At 62.9% G+C, this 17,158-nt stretch carries 13 protein-coding genes; 1 reads left to right on the forward strand and 12 read right to left on the reverse strand.

All coding sequences use genetic code 11. The annotated features are described in order from the left end of the window. Positions 1–473: 473 nt before the first annotated feature. The 11 genes from rfaQ to SFUM_RS01935 all read right to left on the reverse strand — a co-directional run bounded on the left by rfaQ (position 474) and on the right by SFUM_RS01935 (position 14,500). Positions 474–1,532, reverse strand: coding sequence for a putative lipopolysaccharide heptosyltransferase III (gene rfaQ, locus SFUM_RS01885; RefSeq protein WP_011697243.1), 1,059 nt, complete (start codon positions 1,530–1,532; stop codon positions 474–476). 34 nt (positions 1,533–1,566) lie between these two features. Continuing rightward, positions 1,567–2,703, reverse strand: coding sequence for a glycosyltransferase family 9 protein (locus tag SFUM_RS01890; RefSeq protein WP_011697244.1), 1,137 nt, complete (start codon positions 2,701–2,703; stop codon positions 1,567–1,569). 135 nt (positions 2,704–2,838) lie between these two features. Then, positions 2,839–3,948, reverse strand: coding sequence for a glycosyltransferase family 9 protein (locus SFUM_RS01895; protein ID WP_011697245.1), 1,110 nt, complete (start codon positions 3,946–3,948; stop codon positions 2,839–2,841). A 178-nt stretch (positions 3,949–4,126) separates the two neighbouring features. Further along, complete coding sequence (locus SFUM_RS01900; protein ID WP_011697246.1) at positions 4,127–5,287, reverse strand: glycosyltransferase family 4 protein; 1,161 nt, start codon at positions 5,285–5,287, stop codon at positions 4,127–4,129. Between the two features lie 72 nt (positions 5,288–5,359). After that, positions 5,360–6,109, reverse strand: a complete 750-nt coding sequence (locus SFUM_RS01905) for a glycosyltransferase family 2 protein (RefSeq protein WP_011697247.1) — start codon at positions 6,107–6,109, stop codon at positions 5,360–5,362. Then, a complete protein-coding gene (locus SFUM_RS01910) occupies positions 6,106–7,359 on the reverse strand; it encodes a glycosyltransferase family 9 protein (RefSeq protein WP_049766257.1) in 1,254 nt (417 codons plus the stop codon). The genes SFUM_RS01905 and SFUM_RS01910 overlap by 4 nt, the downstream gene beginning before the upstream one ends. After that, positions 7,314–8,213 carry a lysophospholipid acyltransferase family protein gene (locus tag SFUM_RS01915; RefSeq protein WP_011697249.1) on the reverse strand — a complete coding sequence of 300 codons (900 nt, stop codon included), beginning with the start codon at positions 8,211–8,213 and terminating at the stop codon, positions 7,314–7,316. The genes SFUM_RS01910 and SFUM_RS01915 overlap by 46 nt, the downstream gene beginning before the upstream one ends. Before the next feature lie 201 nt (positions 8,214–8,414). Further along, positions 8,415–9,431 carry a lipopolysaccharide heptosyltransferase II gene (waaF, locus tag SFUM_RS01920; protein WP_208597090.1) on the reverse strand — a complete coding sequence of 339 codons (1,017 nt, stop codon included), beginning with the start codon at positions 9,429–9,431 and terminating at the stop codon, positions 8,415–8,417. Between the two features lie 322 nt (positions 9,432–9,753). Beyond that, positions 9,754–10,944, reverse strand: a complete 1,191-nt coding sequence (locus tag SFUM_RS01925) for an ABC transporter substrate-binding protein (RefSeq protein ID WP_011697251.1) — start codon at positions 10,942–10,944, stop codon at positions 9,754–9,756. Positions 10,945–11,034: 90 nt separating this feature from the next. Further along, positions 11,035–12,333, reverse strand: a complete 1,299-nt coding sequence (locus tag SFUM_RS01930; protein WP_011697252.1) for a phenylacetate--CoA ligase family protein — start codon at positions 12,331–12,333, stop codon at positions 11,035–11,037. Positions 12,334–12,787: 454 nt separating this feature from the next. After that, a complete protein-coding gene (locus SFUM_RS01935) occupies positions 12,788–14,500 on the reverse strand; it encodes an ArnT family glycosyltransferase (protein WP_011697253.1) in 1,713 nt (570 codons plus the stop codon). A 575-nt stretch (positions 14,501–15,075) separates the two neighbouring features. Here SFUM_RS01935 and SFUM_RS01940 point away from each other — a divergent pair. Beyond that, entirely contained in the window at positions 15,076–15,738 is a 663-nt protein-coding gene (locus tag SFUM_RS01940) for a phosphatase PAP2 family protein (protein ID WP_011697254.1), read from the forward strand. An 89-nt stretch (positions 15,739–15,827) separates the two neighbouring features. Here SFUM_RS01940 and SFUM_RS01945 read toward each other — a convergent pair whose 3' ends face one another. Next, entirely contained in the window at positions 15,828–17,156 is a 1,329-nt protein-coding gene (locus SFUM_RS01945; RefSeq protein WP_011697255.1) for a phenylacetate--CoA ligase family protein, read from the reverse strand. Positions 17,157–17,158: the final 2 nt, after the last annotated feature.

Consider the following 17,158-nt stretch of genomic DNA (forward strand, 5'->3'; position numbering starts at 1 on the left):
CTTTTCACTTTTTCGCAACCTTGGAGCGATGTCCGATTCATTGCCGGACCAGCTCCGCTTCGCCCCGCCCCGCATCATCCGGCTGAATCGAACGACGTGGATGCGAACCCGTTCGGCCTCCGACGCTCGCCTTTGAAGGGCCTCGGGATTTGACCCGCATCGCCGGGGGCTGCGGAGGCGAGCCTCTTGGGGGAACTCACCCCGACAGCCGATGCGAACTCGAGCGACGCGGTCGCGATCTTTGCCCACGGATGCCTGAAATACAAAGGGAGGGGATGGGAACGTCACCAGGCTCGACTGCAACGATAGGACCGGTTGTGGCTCGCCTTGGGCATGGGAACAAATGCGACCCGCCCCGACCCTGGCCTCAAAGTCCGATATCGCTGACCGGATCGCAAGCCCGCGCCGTCCTGTCTGCTGGTCGATGCGGGGGTTCCCGCAGAAATGTGAAAAGTGTAGGTTTGACCCCGCGGCTAGGAGGGCGTGAAGCCGAGGTCCCGGAGTTTCGCGGACAGGGCGTCGATCACCGTTTCCGCGCGGATCGTTTCGAGGCACCTGCTGCTCCCACTGTCATTGCACCCGGCGCGGCCGCACGGGCGACAGTCCCACGGTTGGCTCACGACGACGTGACTGTGGCCCCAGGGGCCCCACATGTGATCGCCCGAAGGCCCGAACAGCGCCACCACTGGCGTGCCCACCGCCGCGGCGATGTGCATGGGGGCTGTATCGACCCCGAAAAAGAGGACCGCCTTCCGGATCAGGGACGCCAGTTCCTTGAGGGTCAACTGTCCGGCCAAGTCGACGACCGGCACCCGGACGCCGTGCATGATGCTCTTCACCACGGCCAGCTCATTCGGGTCATCGCTGCAGGTAACGACCACCGGCAATCGGCAGCGTTCCCGCAGGAAATCGATGACGGCGGAGTTGCCTTCCGGGGTCCAGCTCTTGAAAAGCCAGCGCGACGTCGGATGAACCACCACAAACGGCTGTTCCTTGAGTCCCCGTTCACGGAGCAGCCGGTCCACTTTTTCCTCCACCGCATCGGTCCATTGCAGGCGCATCTTTTCCGTCTTGACCGGGAGCCCCAGGGCGCGCAAGGGTTCGAGGTGGTAGCGCACGGCGTGTTTGTCGTTGTCGACGCTGCTCATCAAATCGGTGAAGAGCAGATCTCTACCCATGAATTTACTGCGTCGCCTGCGGTAGCCCAGGCGGCAGGGGCTGCCTGTAAGGAACGCCACGATGGCGCCTCGGTCGCCCTCGCTGAGATCGATGACCAGATCGAACCGGTTCCTGCGAAGCTCCCCGATGAGACGGAGTTGTGTCCACAGGCCGGACCTCCGGTTCACGGGGAAAATCGCGTCGATGTCGGGATTGTCCGACAGCATTTCAACCGTGTTGTGGATCACGCTCGCGCAGATCCTGGCGTCGGGAAAGTGGATCCGCAAGTTCCGAAACAAAGGCGTGGTCACGAGCACGTCGCCGATATGTTTGAACTTGATCACCAATATGTTGTTTATGTTGTTCAAGGTCATTGCGACTAACGTTTCTTTCGAAAAAAGCAGTGTTTCAACTGCCGATCATGAGTTTTCCACAGCATCGATAGACTTCTTCCACCGAGTTGTCGTCCGCCTTCCGTCCCTTCTGAAGCAGTTCGCATTTTGTTCCCCAGGGGCGCCACCTGGACGCGTCGCTCGATCCGAAAATGGCGACCACGGGCCGCTGAAGGGCGGCCGCGATATGCATCGCGCCTCCATCCCCACATATAACCAATCTACAGGCGCTCATCGCGGCGGTCAACCGGGGGATGGTGTCGGTTCTGCAGGGAACCGCACAATCGCGCAAGGCTTCCGCAATGTCGCGGGCTTTCCGGTCGTCTCCCGGATGATAAGGGTTCGAGGCATCTCCCGGCGCCCACAGAATCAGGAATTTCGTTTCGGGTCTTTCCCTCGACACCATTCGGGCCAACTCGACGAAGTTTTCGGGAGCCCAACGGTTTTCCGGCCTACGGCTGCTGATGTGCAATCCGACCACCGGTCCCACGGCATTTCGGGACAATAACAGGTCCCGGATTTCTTGCAAACACTCGCGGCGGACCGCCAGCTTCATGGGGCCGGGAGTGTCCCTGATACCGAGAGGAGCCAGGAGCCGGTAGGACAGTTCAACTTCGTGCGCGCCGCAACCGGGGTCCGGCGGAGCCACGAGCCGCGTGTAACAAAGACGTTCGAACAGCGGGATTGCAGACGCACGGCTTGCGTAGCCGATCCTGTGGAAGGCTCCGCTCATGAGCGTGAAGCGTGCGGTTGTCTTGTTGAACTGGCCGGCCACACCGATTGCGACGTCGTATCGTTCGCGCCTGATTTTGCGGAAAAGATCGAGCAAGTGAAAGTGATTCTGCCACCCGTATCGGAAGCGTCCATGTTTGGACTTGTGGTAGATGTGAACGGTGTCCAGCTCCGGCAACCCGACGATTGCGTCCGCGTTGTACCCGTTTACCATCAGATCGATCCGGGATTGCGGAAAGGTTCGGCGCAGGGCAAGAATGGACGGCGTCGTGCAAACCAGGTCGCCGATGTTGTCGCGCCGAATCAGCAGGAACTTGACCCGTTCGCGAGAAGGGAGACGAAGTCCCGGCGGGGCGCTCGATTCCGCATCGGCCCCGCCGGTGCGGTTGTCGTGATGGCTCTGATTGCCGGTCATCCGCATGATCGGAAGACCTTTCGATGCCCGGGAAACGCGGTGAACCCTGCGAGGTTTCCGGCGGGCCGGATGGATTGATGATGTACCATCATGATTTCTTCAATGCGAGCAACGGGCGTCCCATCGAGCAACCCCGCGCTTCTAACATTCGAACTCGCGAAAAGCCCGGAAGACCTCCTCCACGGTGATCTGCTCCATGCAGAAGGGGGTAGTGCATTTCTTGCCGATGCACGGGCGACACGGAAGGTCTTTCTCAATGGCCCGGTGCAACACGGGGTCCTGGATGGCCCCCGACACGCGGGAAGAGGTCGGGCAGAACAGGGACACCGTCTTTGTCTTCAAGGCGATGGCGATGTGCATCGCCCCCGTGTCGTTGGTGACCAGGAGCTCGAGTCTCCCGATGAGTGCCGCAACCTGCGTCAGGGGAAAACGACCGGCAACGGAGACGGCCCGATCGGACCCGATGGCTCGCACGACCTCGGCGCACAGCGCCTTTTCCTTCGGCGAACCGATCGCGAAAATGCGGGCGCGGGGGTGCGACGCCAGGATCCTTTTCCCAAGCTCCGCAAAGGATTTCACCGGCCATTGTTTGTACGGTTTCGAGGCGCCCGCCTGGAAGCCGACAAGGAGCGGGTCGGGAATATCCACTGCGCCGTGGAGCCACGCATCGACCTGCCGTCGCGCCTCGCCGGTCACCTCGAGCTCCATGTCCACGGACGTGCCGGCGCCCCCCGCGAGCTGCGCTATGCCCAGCCGCTGCCTTATGGTGTGCTGCGGGAGGCGGGAGGAATGGTCCCCGTTGCGGTTGGAGATCAGGTAGGCGAACTCCCGTTCCACGGGGAGGGTCACAAGGTGGCGAGCCCCGGTGAGATAAGCCAGGGGAACCGCCTGAGGCGTGTTGCCGTGCAGGATGACGGCGAGGTCGAAGGCTTCCTTGCGGAGTAATCGCACGGTTTGCAGAAACTTCTTATACCCCCCGTGATAGGAGACGATCTTGTCCACGTGCCGGTTGTTCTCGAACAGCTCGCGGTACCGGTGCCTTGCCAGAAGGACGATGTTGGCTTCGGGATAGGACGTCCGGACTGACCGGATGGCCGGTGTGGACATCAGCGCGTCGCCGATGGCCGTCGAGGAGACGATCAGGATGCTGTTGACCGCGTCGGGGCGAAAGGTTTCCAGATCGAGAGGCGGCGGCATTCGCCCGGAAATCTTTCGGATGATCCATTTGAAAGTCGGGTGAAAAAGTCTCATGCGGTCAGTTTCCCAGGTACCGGCCTCACGTCGGAACCCCTTCTTCTATAGCGCTCGGCCATGCGCGTCCGTGCGCGGTCCGAACCCCCGGGGCCTTCGGGAGAATCATTCTCCTGTGCCTCCGGCGCACGACAACACAAGCGTCTCGATCGCAAATCCTCACGCCGCGTTCACTCACTCATTGCCCTGAACCACTCCTGCAGTCCGAATCCAGGATGCCGGCGTAGAGCGCTTCCAGCTCACGCATGGTTCGCTCCACGGGGAACGCTTCGGCGGCCACGCGCGCCCTTTCCGACATGGCGGCGCGAAACGGCGCCGAATAGAGTTGCCTGAGGCGCTCAGCCAGGGTCGCGACCTCATCGGGCGAGCGCAGGACGAAGCCTTCCCGGCCGTTCGAGATGATCTCGGCTGCCCCGCACTGCGCCGTGGTGATCACCGGCAGGCCGGACGCCATGGCCTCGAGGATCACCGTGGGAAAAGGATCGTACAGAGCGGGCAGGGCGAAGATGTCCGCTCCGGCATAGAAGGGGGCGGTGTCCTCACGTGGCCCCCAGAACACGACCCGGTGGGCGATGCCGAGCCTGCGGGCGATATCGGCATAACGGCCAGACCGTCCCTTTCCCACGACCCAGAGCTCGGCGTTTCCCTCGGCCGAGGCCATGCCGCGGAGAAGCGGTTCGAGTCCCTTGCGCTCAAACCCCGACCCGACCGTCAGGACCACCGGAGTGTCCTCGGCCAGGGCCCGCAGCCTGCGTAGTTCCACGCCGATGGACCGGCGGTTATCGGGATGGAACCGCTCCAGGTCCACTCCGTTGTATATGGTGTAAACCCTGGAAGGATCGATCCTGAACCGCGCCAGGATTTCTTCCCTGACCATCGTGGAATTGACGATGACGGCCTTCAACGCCGGGTGTTCCAGGAGCCTTCGTTCCAGCCAGAGGCGGAAAACGTGGTGCGGGTTCAGCAAGACGATCAGGCGGCGCAACACGTTCTGGCGCGATCGCCGGAGCTCGAGCCACCGGGCGTGCACGCCGTCCCCCGCCCGGTAGACGTCGGCGGAAAGGATGCGCTCATTGGAGTGGACCAGGTCGAAGCGCCCGCGGGCAAGCATCCGGTGCACCGCGAACACGAAGCCCGCCTGACCGAGCAGGGCGGGACGGGAAGGTCCCTCCACGCGATGAAGGACGACGTTGTTGCCGGGCGTTTCTTTCCACTTGCGGGCGTATAAATGCACCTCCACCCCGCGCCCGGCCATGGATTCGACCAGCATGTCGGTGAAACGCTCCGCACCGCCGAAGGCCGTGTACTTGTATCGGACAAAAGCGATCCTGGGTGGCATCGAAAGCTCGATTCCCGCAACGGATTCCGGCCGGACCCTCTGGGCGGTCCGGGCACCCGATCCGATCCGGCGCTATTCCGAAGCGTCTCCAATGGAGGCGCGGTAATACTTCAGAAACGTATAGTAGGCATAGGAAACCGCAAGAAAAAACCCCGCCTTGCCGTCGAGAAAGCCTCCCCGGAGGAGGTACATCTTGAAAAAGGTGAAGGCCGGTCTCAGGCACAGAGAGCTCCACGCGGCTTTCCCGTCGGACTCGGTCTCCTGTGCCGCCAGCAGGCTGTAGCGGTCCATGCGGGCCAGGTAGTCCGACACCGAACGATAGGTGTAATGTTCGATGGGGCTGCGCAGGTAGCCCGACTTTCCCTCGAGCACCAAACGTTCGTGCACCCTGCGATCCTGGAAACGGCCGCTGCCTTTCCGAAACAATCTCAACACGTAATCCGGGTGCCAGCCGCCGTGCCGAATCCATCGGCCGTCGAAGAAGTTCTTTCTCGGAATGTGGTAGCCGTCGAGGGCGTAGGGCCGCCCGACCACGGCCTGGATTTCCTCGGCCAGGAGCGGGGAGACCCGTTCATCGGCGTCCAGGCTCAGGATCCACGGGCTGACGGCCTTTTCGACGGCGCTGTTTTTCTGGCGCGCGAACCCCTTCCATTCCTCCTGGTAAACCCGTGCCCCGCACTCCCGGGCGATGGCGGCCGTGTCGTCCGTGCTGAACCGGTCGAGCACGATCATCTCGGCGGCCCACCGCACGCTTGCAAGGCAGTCCCTGATGTTCGAGGCTTCGTTCCAGGTGATGACGACCGCGGATATGCCCGGTTTCATGACGCCTTCTCATTTTGAAGACGAACCGCCGGTCCCGCACGGTCGTCATCGCCATACGTCGCTGCGGGCGGCGGCTCCGCCAGTCTGGACAGCACGGCGTCCAGGACTTGCCGCACGCCGATGGATTCCATGCACCGCCATTCTCGGCAGCGCTTTCTCTTATAACACGGCGAGCAAGGGACGTCAGCCACGACGGCGGTGTGAATGGAACCGAAAGGACCGGTTCGGGCAGGGTTGGTGGGGCCGAAGACGGCCACCACGGGCACGTTGAGGGCCGCGGCGATGTGCATGGGACCCGTGTCCGAAGAGACGAGCGCCCTGGCGCCTCCGATGACCGCGGCCAACTCCCGGAGGCCGGTCATGCCGGCAATGGAGACGGCATGACCGTGCGAGAGCCTTTGCACTTCCGCCGCGAGGACGGCGTCGGAGGCTCCCCCCACCACCAGCGATTTGAGGGGCAGCCTCGCCGCCAGTTCTCCAAAAAAACGCACCGGCCATTGCTTTGCGGCACCACCCGCTCCCGGCGCGATCACCAGGTAGTCGTCGCCGCACCATTGCGGGAACAGGTTCCGGGCGGGAAGCGCGGGCAGGGGAAAGCGGACTTCCCGCGTGTCGCATCCCAGGGTCTCGGCCATGCGAAGGCAGCGCGTCACCGCGTGAACGTCCCTGCCTCCATTGATTCCATGAGTGTAGAAAAGAGGACTTCCTTCTCTGGCATCACTGAACCCGAGCCGCATGCCGGCCCCGCTCACGGCACAAATCATACCGCTTCGCAGCAACCCCTGCAGGTCGACGACGATGTCGAAGCGTTCCCTTCGCAGGCCCGACGCCAGGTTCATTATCTCGTGCACCGTCCGGGGCAGGGCGGCCGGGCGCTTCCATGCGTTCTTGTCGATGATCCACAGTTTGCGGATCATCGGATGGTCCACAAGGATCTCGTGCAACCCGCGGGCCGCAACCCAGTGGATCGCGATTCCCGGATGACTCCGGCTCACCGCGTCCAGGAACGGCAGGGCGTGGATGATGTCGCCCAGGGCGCTCGGTTTGACCACGAGCATCTTGCGGAGCGGTTTCGAAATCGTCATGCTGTACGGCACCCGGCGGAAGTCCCCATCATATCGGTCAGTTCGGCATACGCTTTCATTTTCGTCCCGGTCAGGCACGGCGTCGCGTTTCGTCGCTCCCGGGCGCGGCAGATCGTAACCTATTCCCGTCCTTTCGGCCAGGGCTGCCAGGGGCGAGTCTTCCATCGCTGATGCACCCAGAACCATTGTTCGGGGTAACGTCGAACGTAGCCTTCGATGACACGATTGAACAGGGCCGTATTTTCTTCGATATCGCTTGTGGTATCCCCCGTTCGAATCAATTCCAGCTCCGGTTCGATCACCACCTGGTATTTCCCGTCCGGGCGCCGGAAATTGTGTAGGGGGATGACGGGCGCTCCGGTTCTCAGGGCGAGAACGGCCAGTGCCTTGTTGGTGCAGGCGATATCACGGAAGAATGGAACGAAAACTCCATCGTACCAGTCCACATTCTGATCGACGAGCAGCGCCACCAACTCGCCCCGGCGGAGGATGCGCAGGACTTCCCGGATGGACCCTTTTTTGGGGACGATCCGGTTGCCTCCGGCGGAGCGCATATCGTTGACCAGTTCATCCAGCACCCGGTTGTCCAGGGGTCTCACGACCACGCTGAACGGAGTGCACCGGTAGGAACACCCCAGGGACATCATCTCCCAGTTCCCAAAATGCGACGCCATGATGAGGACGCCTTTGCCCTTGGCCCGGGCCTGCACGACGTGTTCGTATCCTTCGAAGCACATGAATTCGTCGACTCGCCGGTCCAGGACCCGCAGAAACGGGAACTCCAGGATCACGCGGGCAAGGTTCCGAAAAACGGCGCGGCAAAGCTTATTGCGGTCCGCGTCGTTCAAGTCGTCTCCGAAAGCACGCCGCAGATTGCTGTGGACGATTTCCACGTGCCGTCTGTCAAACCGATGCCACAGATCGCCGGCGAGATCGGCGAGCCGGGCGCAGGTCCCCCTGTCCATGCGGGCGAGTGCGTCCAGCAGGCGGCTGATCGGCGGCACCGGATCGATGTTCACGTTATTGACTCCATTCCTGATCGAAAAAACAATTCCAACCCGCTTCGATGATGCATCTTAGTGCCGGAATCGTCCACGGTTGTCAACCTATCCCGTTGATAGCCGATCCCGTTGCCGCCCGAAGTCCCGGGAAGCCGCGCGTACGAAAAGCAACGAGACATTGTGCGGTGAAACCGCGGAAAAACTCCGATTCCCGGGGGCTCACGCGGGAGACGAAGCGCTCGGCGGTTTCGTCTCGCGCAGCACCGCGCGCGCCGCTTCAAGGACATCGTCCACGGTGATCGAGTGCATGCAGCGATGATCGGTCGGGCAAACGCGCCTGCGGCAGGGCGAGCATTCGACGGAATGTCGGACCACGAGGGCGGCCGCCGATACCGGGGCCGTGGCCTCGGGATCGGTCGGTCCGAACAGTGCCACGAGCGGAACGCCGAACGCGGCGCCCACGTGCATCGGGCCCGAGTCGTTGGTGATCATGAGTGCCGATCGAGCAATGAGCGCCATCATCCGGCGCACCGTGGTCGTGCCGGTAAGGTCGAGGACCCGGGTCCGTGCCGCACGCACGATTTCCGCTCCGATTTGCGTTTCGCCCAGGCCGCCGATGAGAACGGGATGCAGGCCGAATTCTTCGAAAACGGCGTCCGCCACGGCGGCGAATCTTTCCGGGAACCACCGTTTGGCCGAACCGTATGCGGCCCCCGCATTGATGACCGCAAACCGGCGGTGAGGCACGAGCTCGCCCGCGCGGTCCATTTCCTCAGGGGTGCAGGCCAGCGTGATTCGCCGGTCCCCTCCCGTCATGCCGAACCGCTCGACCAGCCGCAGGTAGTAGAGGGTGTGGTGAAGCCCTCGCGAAATCGATGGAGAGAGCCCGTGACTCAGAAACATTCGGCGGCCGTCCGTGCGGTATCCCACGCGAATGGGAATGGAAGCGGCAAAGGCCATGATGGCGGCTTCGAAGGCATTCTGAAAGAGAAACGCGGCATCGAAGCGCTCATCGCGCAGTTCCGCGCAGAAGCGCAGGAAACCCCCGATGCCTTTGCACTCGCGCTTCTTGTCAAACAAGATGATCCGATCGCAGGCGGGATGGTGAGCCAGGAGCTCCGCCACCGGAGGGTTGGCGACGACCGCGATTTCGGCGTCCGGACAGGCGGCTCGGATTGCGGCCATCGCGGGTGTGGTCATGATCGCGTCGCCAATCCAGTTGACGGAGCGGATCATGATCCTGCGGAGATCAGGCAGAGGTTCGGAAGAACGGGTCATAGGACTTGTCTGGATCGGCGAATCGATTCCGCTCGCCGACGTGAGCGCAAGGGGAGGGAGCTTTCCCCCGCGGCAACGGTATTGGCTCCATGGAAAGCGGCCGGCCCGAGCCGTCGCCCGACACCGCCCCCGGTGCGGAGGCCGGGGTCGGCGCCGGGGGCCTGAACGCCGCTCCGGATTCCCGCTTTCGCGGAAAGGACCAGTGAACGGATCCCGCCGTCGGCTGAGCGGCTGTGAGCGAGCCTGCGCCTTCAGGGAACGGAGAAGGGCCGTCTCACGATCACGGTTTCAACAACACCCATTTGCCCTTTTCCACCTTCACCATGACCAGGGAATCGGTTCCAAGGCCGTTGTGGTCTTCGGGCGTGAGATTGAAAACCCCGCTCACCCCCACGTAGCCCTTGGTCTGCTCGATGGCGGCGCGGAGCTTCTCGGCGTCGGTGCCCACCTTGCGCATGGCGTTGGCCGCAAGATAGATGGCATCCCAGGCGTACCCGGAATGCGTGTTGATCGGGTATTGCTTATCGAAATGGTATACGTCCGTGTACAGCTTGATGAATTCCATGATGACCGCTTTCTGGGGATCGCTGTCCGGCAGTTGATCCACGACCATCAGCTTGGTGGAGGGCATGATGCTGCCCTCCGCCGCGTCTCCGGCCAGCTCGATGTACTTGGGATCGGGCTGCCCGTGGCATTGGACCAGAGGAATCCCGAGGGCAAGCTGTTTCACGTTCTTGGCCACCCGCGCGCCGGCCGGTCCGATGGTCCAGCAGATCACCGCCTGGGCGCCGCTCGCCTTGATCTTCAACAACTGCGGACTCATGTCCGTATCGGTCACCCCGAACGCCTCTTTGGCGACGATTTCCAGGCCGAATTCGGGAGCCAGTTGTTCGAGCCAGGTCAGGCCGTCCTTGCCGAATCCGTCGGTGGCGGTCAGGACGGCGATCTTGGTCAGCTTCAGGGAACGAATGAAGTCATAGGTTTTTCGGGCTGCGACCGATGTCCTCTGGGGGGCCTTGAACGTCCACTTGAAAGGGCCGAACTTGCCTCCGGCGATGACCGGATCGCCGCCGATGGTCATCACGATGGGGATGTGGGCGGTATCTTCGATATATGCCTTCACCGCCATTCCTTCATCGGTCCTTGTGGGGCCGATGAGTGCCGCCGCCTTTCCGGCCTCGATCAGCCGCTTGGCCTCCATGAGCGCCTTGGTCGGGTCGCTTTCCGTGTCCCCTACGACCAGTTCGAGCGGCGTGCCGTTGATTCCGCCTTCCTTGTTGATCTTGTCCACCACCATCTGGGCGACGAGCTTCGTCGGAGTGCCGATGGACGATGCGGGCCCGGACAGGGCGAAAAACGCGCCGATCTTGATCGGATCGGCCGCCCGCGCTCCCGTCCACAGCGGGCAGAGCGCAAGGGCAAATGCCGTCGCAACGATGAAAAGGACCCTCAGCCTCGTGTTTCCGTTCATTTTCCCTCCTTTTTAGACAGCCCGCCCGGCTGAACGGGCTTCGAAAAGCCGGTCCGCAAGACTTTCTTCCGCAGCCGGACAATGAATCCCTCAATCCTCGACGGTTCGATGATCGAAAACGCGCCTGCTCTTGCGCTCTGTGCGGGGGAGGGTGCCGTATTCGAGGATTTCCACCTGGCAACGCACCATGATCTGTCGGCGGACCTCGGCCGCGACCGTTTCCGCAAGCTTCCTGTCCGCGTCGGGGGAGTCGCTCCCGACTTGTTCAACCTTCACCAGCATCACATCCCGGCCGTCTTCACGGCGGTACAGGTGCACCTGGTATTCGCTCCCGATGCCCGAAATCTGGGACAGCACGTGATCGATCTGCCCCGGGTAGATGTTCACCGCACGGAAGATGAACATGTCGTCAGACCTTCCCAGGAGATGATCGTGCCGGGGCAGCGGGTTTCCGCAGGGACAGTCCCCGGGGATGAGGCGGGTCAGGTCCCTGGTACGGTACCGGATGAGCGGGGCGGCCTCCTTGCGGAGCGTCGTGACCACCATCTCGCCCACCTCGCCCGGCGCAACCGGTTCCAGGGTCTCCGGGTTGAGGATTTCGAGGATGTAGTAGTCGGCCCAGTAATGCACCCCCTCGTGAGCGGGGCATTCCAGCCCCGTTCCGGGCCCATACAGCTCGGTCAGCCCGGGAATATCGAAGAGTTCGTTCACTCCGGTGATTTCGCGGATCCTGCGGCGCATCCCCGCGCTGTGACGCTCGGCCCCGAAGATGAATTTCTTCAGAGCGATCTTCTTCTGGATGCCCCGCCGCTCGATTTCCTCGGCAATGAGCAGCGCCATGGACGCCGTGGCGCAAAAGACGGTGCTCTGCATGTCCAGCAGCATCTGGCAATGGATTTCCGTGTTGGCCGGCCCAATGGGAACGGCCATGGCTCCGAACCGCTCGCACCCCAGCTGAAAGCCGACCCCTGCCGTCCACAGGCCGTAGCCGACCGCGATCTGCACCCGGTCTTCTCTCGTCAGCCGGGCCATCTCGTAGCACCGGGCGAACATGCAGGCCCAGTCGTCGATGTCCTTTTGCGAATAGCACAGCACTTTGCGCTTGCCCGTGGTTCCCGATGAGGCGTGGATGCGGACGATTTTCTCGAAAGGCACGGACCGAAGTGGAAAAGGATAACCATCCTTCAGGTCGGACGCGGTGGTGAGAGGCAGCCGGCTCAGGTCGTCGAGGGAGCGGACCGCGTCGGGGCCGACCCCGGCGGCATCCAGTTTTGCACGGTAGAAAGGGGAATTACGATAGGCATGGGAAACGGTCCACTGCAGTCCCTGCAGCTGAAGGGCATGCAAGTCTTCGCGGGATGCCCGGACCGGCATGAAACTGACACTCATTACAGGTCTCCTTCTCCTTCTTTGCTGAAATTCCGGAATGTTCCGGCACGCCAACGAACGGCCGTGCATTTTCCGGTCTTGCGGGTGGTCGCCCGGGACCGCGTGACACTCCTTATCACAAAATGCAAAAAGTTGCATGGATCTTTGGATGTTGGCGCGTTCTGCGGAAAGACCGCGAAGGCAGCGAACGAATCGACTGCGGCAGGTTCCCGGGAAGTCGAAGCGCCCGTCGCGCGGCAAGCGGCGGGTCTTCCAAACGGACATACGGATGGCCCGATCGTACGGCTCCGGTGCCCGGTCCGGGAAGCTGTCGGCGGTACGTATTCTACCATTCCGGAAGGAGGGGATAAACCCAAATATCGCCCGCCGGTCGGGCCGTCGGCCTTGCAATCCTCACCCGGCGGCTCGCGCCGCGCCGATAACCAGGCTGCGGCGTCGTCGATCCGCTCGCCGCTCAAGGGCCGGGCAGGCGTGCCGGGTTCGTCCCGGGGAGGTTCGTTCCTTCTTCAGACGGCGCCGCGGTGGAGACGCAGAACCGCAGGGTGATCCAGCGGCCCTTGGTATAGTGGAAGCCCCTGACCGAGCCGATCTCCCGGACCGAAACCCTTGCGGCGTCCAGGTCGCGATGGAATTCTTCCTCCGACTTGTTGTCCACGATCACCAGCGCCCGGGGGTTCCGGGCCAGGAGGGAAACGGCGTTGGCCGAGGTGAGCAGTCCGGTGTCCGTTCCCAGCATGAATACAAGGCTGGGCTCCTGGTAGCCGACGGACGCGACGGGGATGCGCGTTCCCCTGGCCCGCTCCAATGCGTGCACCGCGTCGACCACGGTGGTGGTCGGCCAGAATCCCCTGACCTCCGGAAGAATTCGGTGCAGTGCAAAACCGAAGATGACCGTCGAACCCACAATCATAATGATTGCCGATTTCACCGGGCGCTCGCCGGCGAGGCTTCGAATCGCGAGAGCCACGGCGGCGACCGCCGCCAACCCCGGCAGGAGGGCTTCCGGCAGGAAGCGCCCGTCGAAATACCAGGGGAAGAAGATGCTGATGCCGAACATGGCGGCGCCCGTAATCGACCACACGAGGATCGGGACCCACCGGGGCCAGAAGCGCGGCCATTTCGCACCGCCCTCCTTCAGCGTGAACAGGGCGTCGGCCGTGAGCAGGGCAAGAGCCGGGTAGACCGGGAGGGTGTAGTGCGGGAGCTTGGTCGGGGCCAGCTCGAAGAAAATCCAGTACGGAACGATCCACGCGAGACAGAATCGGACGCCGGGGGACCGGCGTTTCTTCCAGGCGCCGTGAAGGGTCGGCCCGAGACAGGCGGAAGCGGGCCAGAAAGTGATCGTTGAGAGCAGAAGGTAGTACCCGGGCGGAGAGCCGTGGGATTCGTGCACGGAGATCAATTTGGGCAGAATGTCCCTGGCCACCGAGTCGTAAAAGAACGAGCCGCCGGTTGCCTTGTAGATGGCGAACGCCCAGGGGCAGACGACGAGCGCAAGCAGCAGGATACCGGGAAGAGGGCGCAACCGCTTGAGCCACTGTCCGTTCCGGTCCGCGATGACCAGAGCCGCAATGGTGAACCCTGAAAGGACGGGAGCGACGGGTGCCTTGATGAGGATGCCGACACCCAGGGCGAACCAGAAGCTGATTACCGGCCACACAAGAGCAGGTTCCTCCGACTTTGCGCGCAGATAGACAAGCGCCAGGGAACCCTGCGCGGCCAGGGTCGCGGCTAGCAGGGCTGCATCCGTCTTCGCCTGGTGGGCCTCGAAAATGAGCATCACGCAGGCCGCAAGAAGCGCGGCCCCGAGAAGGGCGCGTCGCGCGTCGAACAATCTTCTTCCAAGGGCGAAGGTCAGGAGGGCCGCCAGGGTGGCGCAAAGAACGGAAGGGACCCGGAACGGCCAGATATCCTTTCCCTCCGATGCGCTAAAAAGCGAGACGGAGGCCGCCTGGAGCCAGTAGATGCCGATGGGTTTCTTGTGCCGCGGTTCGTCTTGAAAGCGGATGCGCACGAAATCGCCGGATTCGAGCATCTGCCGCGTGGCCTGCGCGTACCGGGCCTCGTCGCGATCCACCACCGGAAGCCGTGTCAGGCCCGGCAGGTACAGCAGGCAACACAGGACGACAAGCAGAATGTAAGGCGTGGGGCCTTCCGATCGAAACAAGCTCACCCCCGGACAAGCAATATGCTATACATGAACGCGTCGCATTCGGGGCGCATGCCGACCCGAAGGAGCAACCGGTCCCACAGGCCTTGCGGGTCCCATGGGCACCATCATCCCGGGACGCGCGCCGCTCCGGAACGCCGAAAAAGAGCTTCCGGCAGGGATCGCGGCCCGGCCCGCGGAGCACCCCGAAAGCATCCCGGGCCGGCGGGATGTTTCTCCTCGACGGTGACCTTTATCGGCATTTATTCTTTGAAAAGCAATAAGAAATCCTTTGCGTTCCCCGGCCCGAACGCCGGGCTCGCGCGAGCGCGAACGCAAAAAGCGAGATGTCGTCGCCGTCGGCGGAGGGGGAACGGCTGGATCGGAACATTTCACGTCCGGCTTGGGTCCAGGGTTGGAGTTGGTGGTTCTTGTTCGCTTCGGGAGACGGGCCCAACCTCCGCCCGCGCCGCATGCCGTCGTCAGGAAGATTTCAGCGGCTGAGCGGTGCGCCGTCCGGGCCGGAGCCAAAACGCATTCGAATCGCAGGCATCCGCCGAAGCCGGCCTGCGGCCTCCGGGGAAAAGAGCGTCGTGAGAAAGAAGGTCCTTCTTTATTCCTTTCCGGTTTTCCTCGCCATCTGCGCGTTGAGCTATTTCACCCTCGACAGGCCCGTGGCCGTCTATTGCCGCGGGCTCGACAAATCGGTCAGGGACGTCTTCCGAACCGTCACCTACCTCGGGGTTTCCACCTGGTACATGGCGGCATCGGCGGCGGTGTTCGCGTTCTTCCGGTTCGTGAGGAAGCGCGAAGCCTGGTCGAACCGCGGTCTTTTGGTGTTCCTTTCCGTCGCGCTGTCCGGCATAATCACCGACCTCATAAAATTCGTTTTGGGCCGTGCCCGACCGACGCTGCTGTTTGAAAAAGACTGGTACGGGTTCTACTTTTTCGAGACCAAGTACGCTTTCTTGTCCTTTCCTTCGGGGCACGCCGCCACCGTCGCGGCCCTGGCCGTGGCCCTGTATTTCATGTTCCCCCGGTACGGATTCCTCTACGCGTTGGGGATGCTCCTGGTTATGGCCAGCCGGGTCGTCATCGGTTCCCACTACCCCGGCGACGTGATCTTCGGTGCGTACCTGGGGGCGATCACGGCGTTGGCCGTGGGCCGGGTTATGGACTCGAAGGGTTTCGGGACCGGTATCGGAGGCCGGAGTGAACGCATGATTCCAGTGCAGGGGACCGACGGCGCAGCCTGAAAGCATGGTGTTCTCGCCCGGCGCGCGCATGGGCCCCGCGATTCCCCGTGCATGCGGGAGCCGATCTGTCGCGGGTCTTTCCTCGTGCGTCACGGAACGTCGTTCGAAAATGGAGAGACGTTTCGGAAGACCGTCTTGTAGGTCAGCCCTTCGCGGGGCAGGCGTTCCGGTTCGACGACCTGCACTCTTACACCGAGACCGAGCGCCCGTCTCACCTGGCTTCTCAGGAGCTCCAGGTACTGGGCGCGATTGCCTCCCGGCAGATCGTCGGTTGCGGAGCGGCAGATCAGGATTTCCATCTGCTCGCCGATGCCGTATTGCGTGTGAATGACCAACCGGAAGTCCTCCATGCCTGGATCGACGCCTTTGAGCAGCTCTTCGACGTGTTCCGGGTAGACGGGAATGCCCCGGATGGAGACGCGGTTGTCGGTGCGGCGCAGGATGGGAATGATGCGGGCGAGGGTGGAGCCGCACGCGCAGGGCGTGTCGCGCAGCACGGTGATGTCGCCCGTGCGGAAGCGGATGAGGGGGTAGCCCTCGGCGGTCAGCGTCGTGAGAACCAACTCCCCTTCCTGGCCGGGCGCAAGCGGCTCTCCGGTGGCCGGGTTCACGATTTCCGCCAGGAACTGGTCTTCCGCCAGGTGCAGCCCCTGCCTGGACGGGCATTCGCCCGCCATTCCCGGCTCGCCCATCTCGGCAACCCCGTAGAGACCGTAAACCGGGACGCCGAAGACTGCTTCCACGCGCCTGCGGGTGATTTCGGAGAGTGGGTCGGGTCCCAGCAGGATGAGTCGCAGATGAAGGCCTGAGGCATCCCAGCCCTGCCGCTCCATGGTGTCCACGATGTGCAGGGCGAATGCCGCCGTCGTGGCGAGCACCGTGGATCGGAAATCCTGCATGATGCGCAGTTGCATGGTCGCGGAAATAGTGGCGGAAGGGGCGAGGGTGGCCCCCAGCATCTCGGCCGCGTGGTTGAACGTAAAGGCTCCCGGGAACAGGCTGAAGTTGAACGCCACCTGCACGATGTCCCGGTCCGTCACCCCGAGCTGCTCGAACAGGCGCACCATGAGCGTCTGCCACATCGCCGTGTCGTGTCGGGTGAACCCGACCACGATCGGCCTGGTCTGGTCCCGAAGAGGCGGCGAAGTGATCTTGAGCCGCACGATGCTCCGGAGCGGCACGGCGAAGAGCCCGTAAGGGTAATGGTCGGTCAGATCTTCGCGGGTGGTGAAGGGAAATTGACGGAAGTCCTCGAACGTCCCGACGTCTTCGGGAAGCATTCGGAGAACGTCCATGCGCTTGCGGTAGAAATCGACTTTGAAGTAAGCCCTGTTCAGCGTCATCTGCAACCGCTCGAGCTGCAACTGGCCTACCTCATCCCGCGACATCACGGCGATGGGATTCTGCGACACGGCCATGT

The sequence above is a fragment of the Syntrophobacter fumaroxidans MPOB genome (assembly GCF_000014965.1).
GTDB lineage: Bacteria > Desulfobacterota > Syntrophobacteria > Syntrophobacterales > Syntrophobacteraceae > Syntrophobacter > Syntrophobacter fumaroxidans.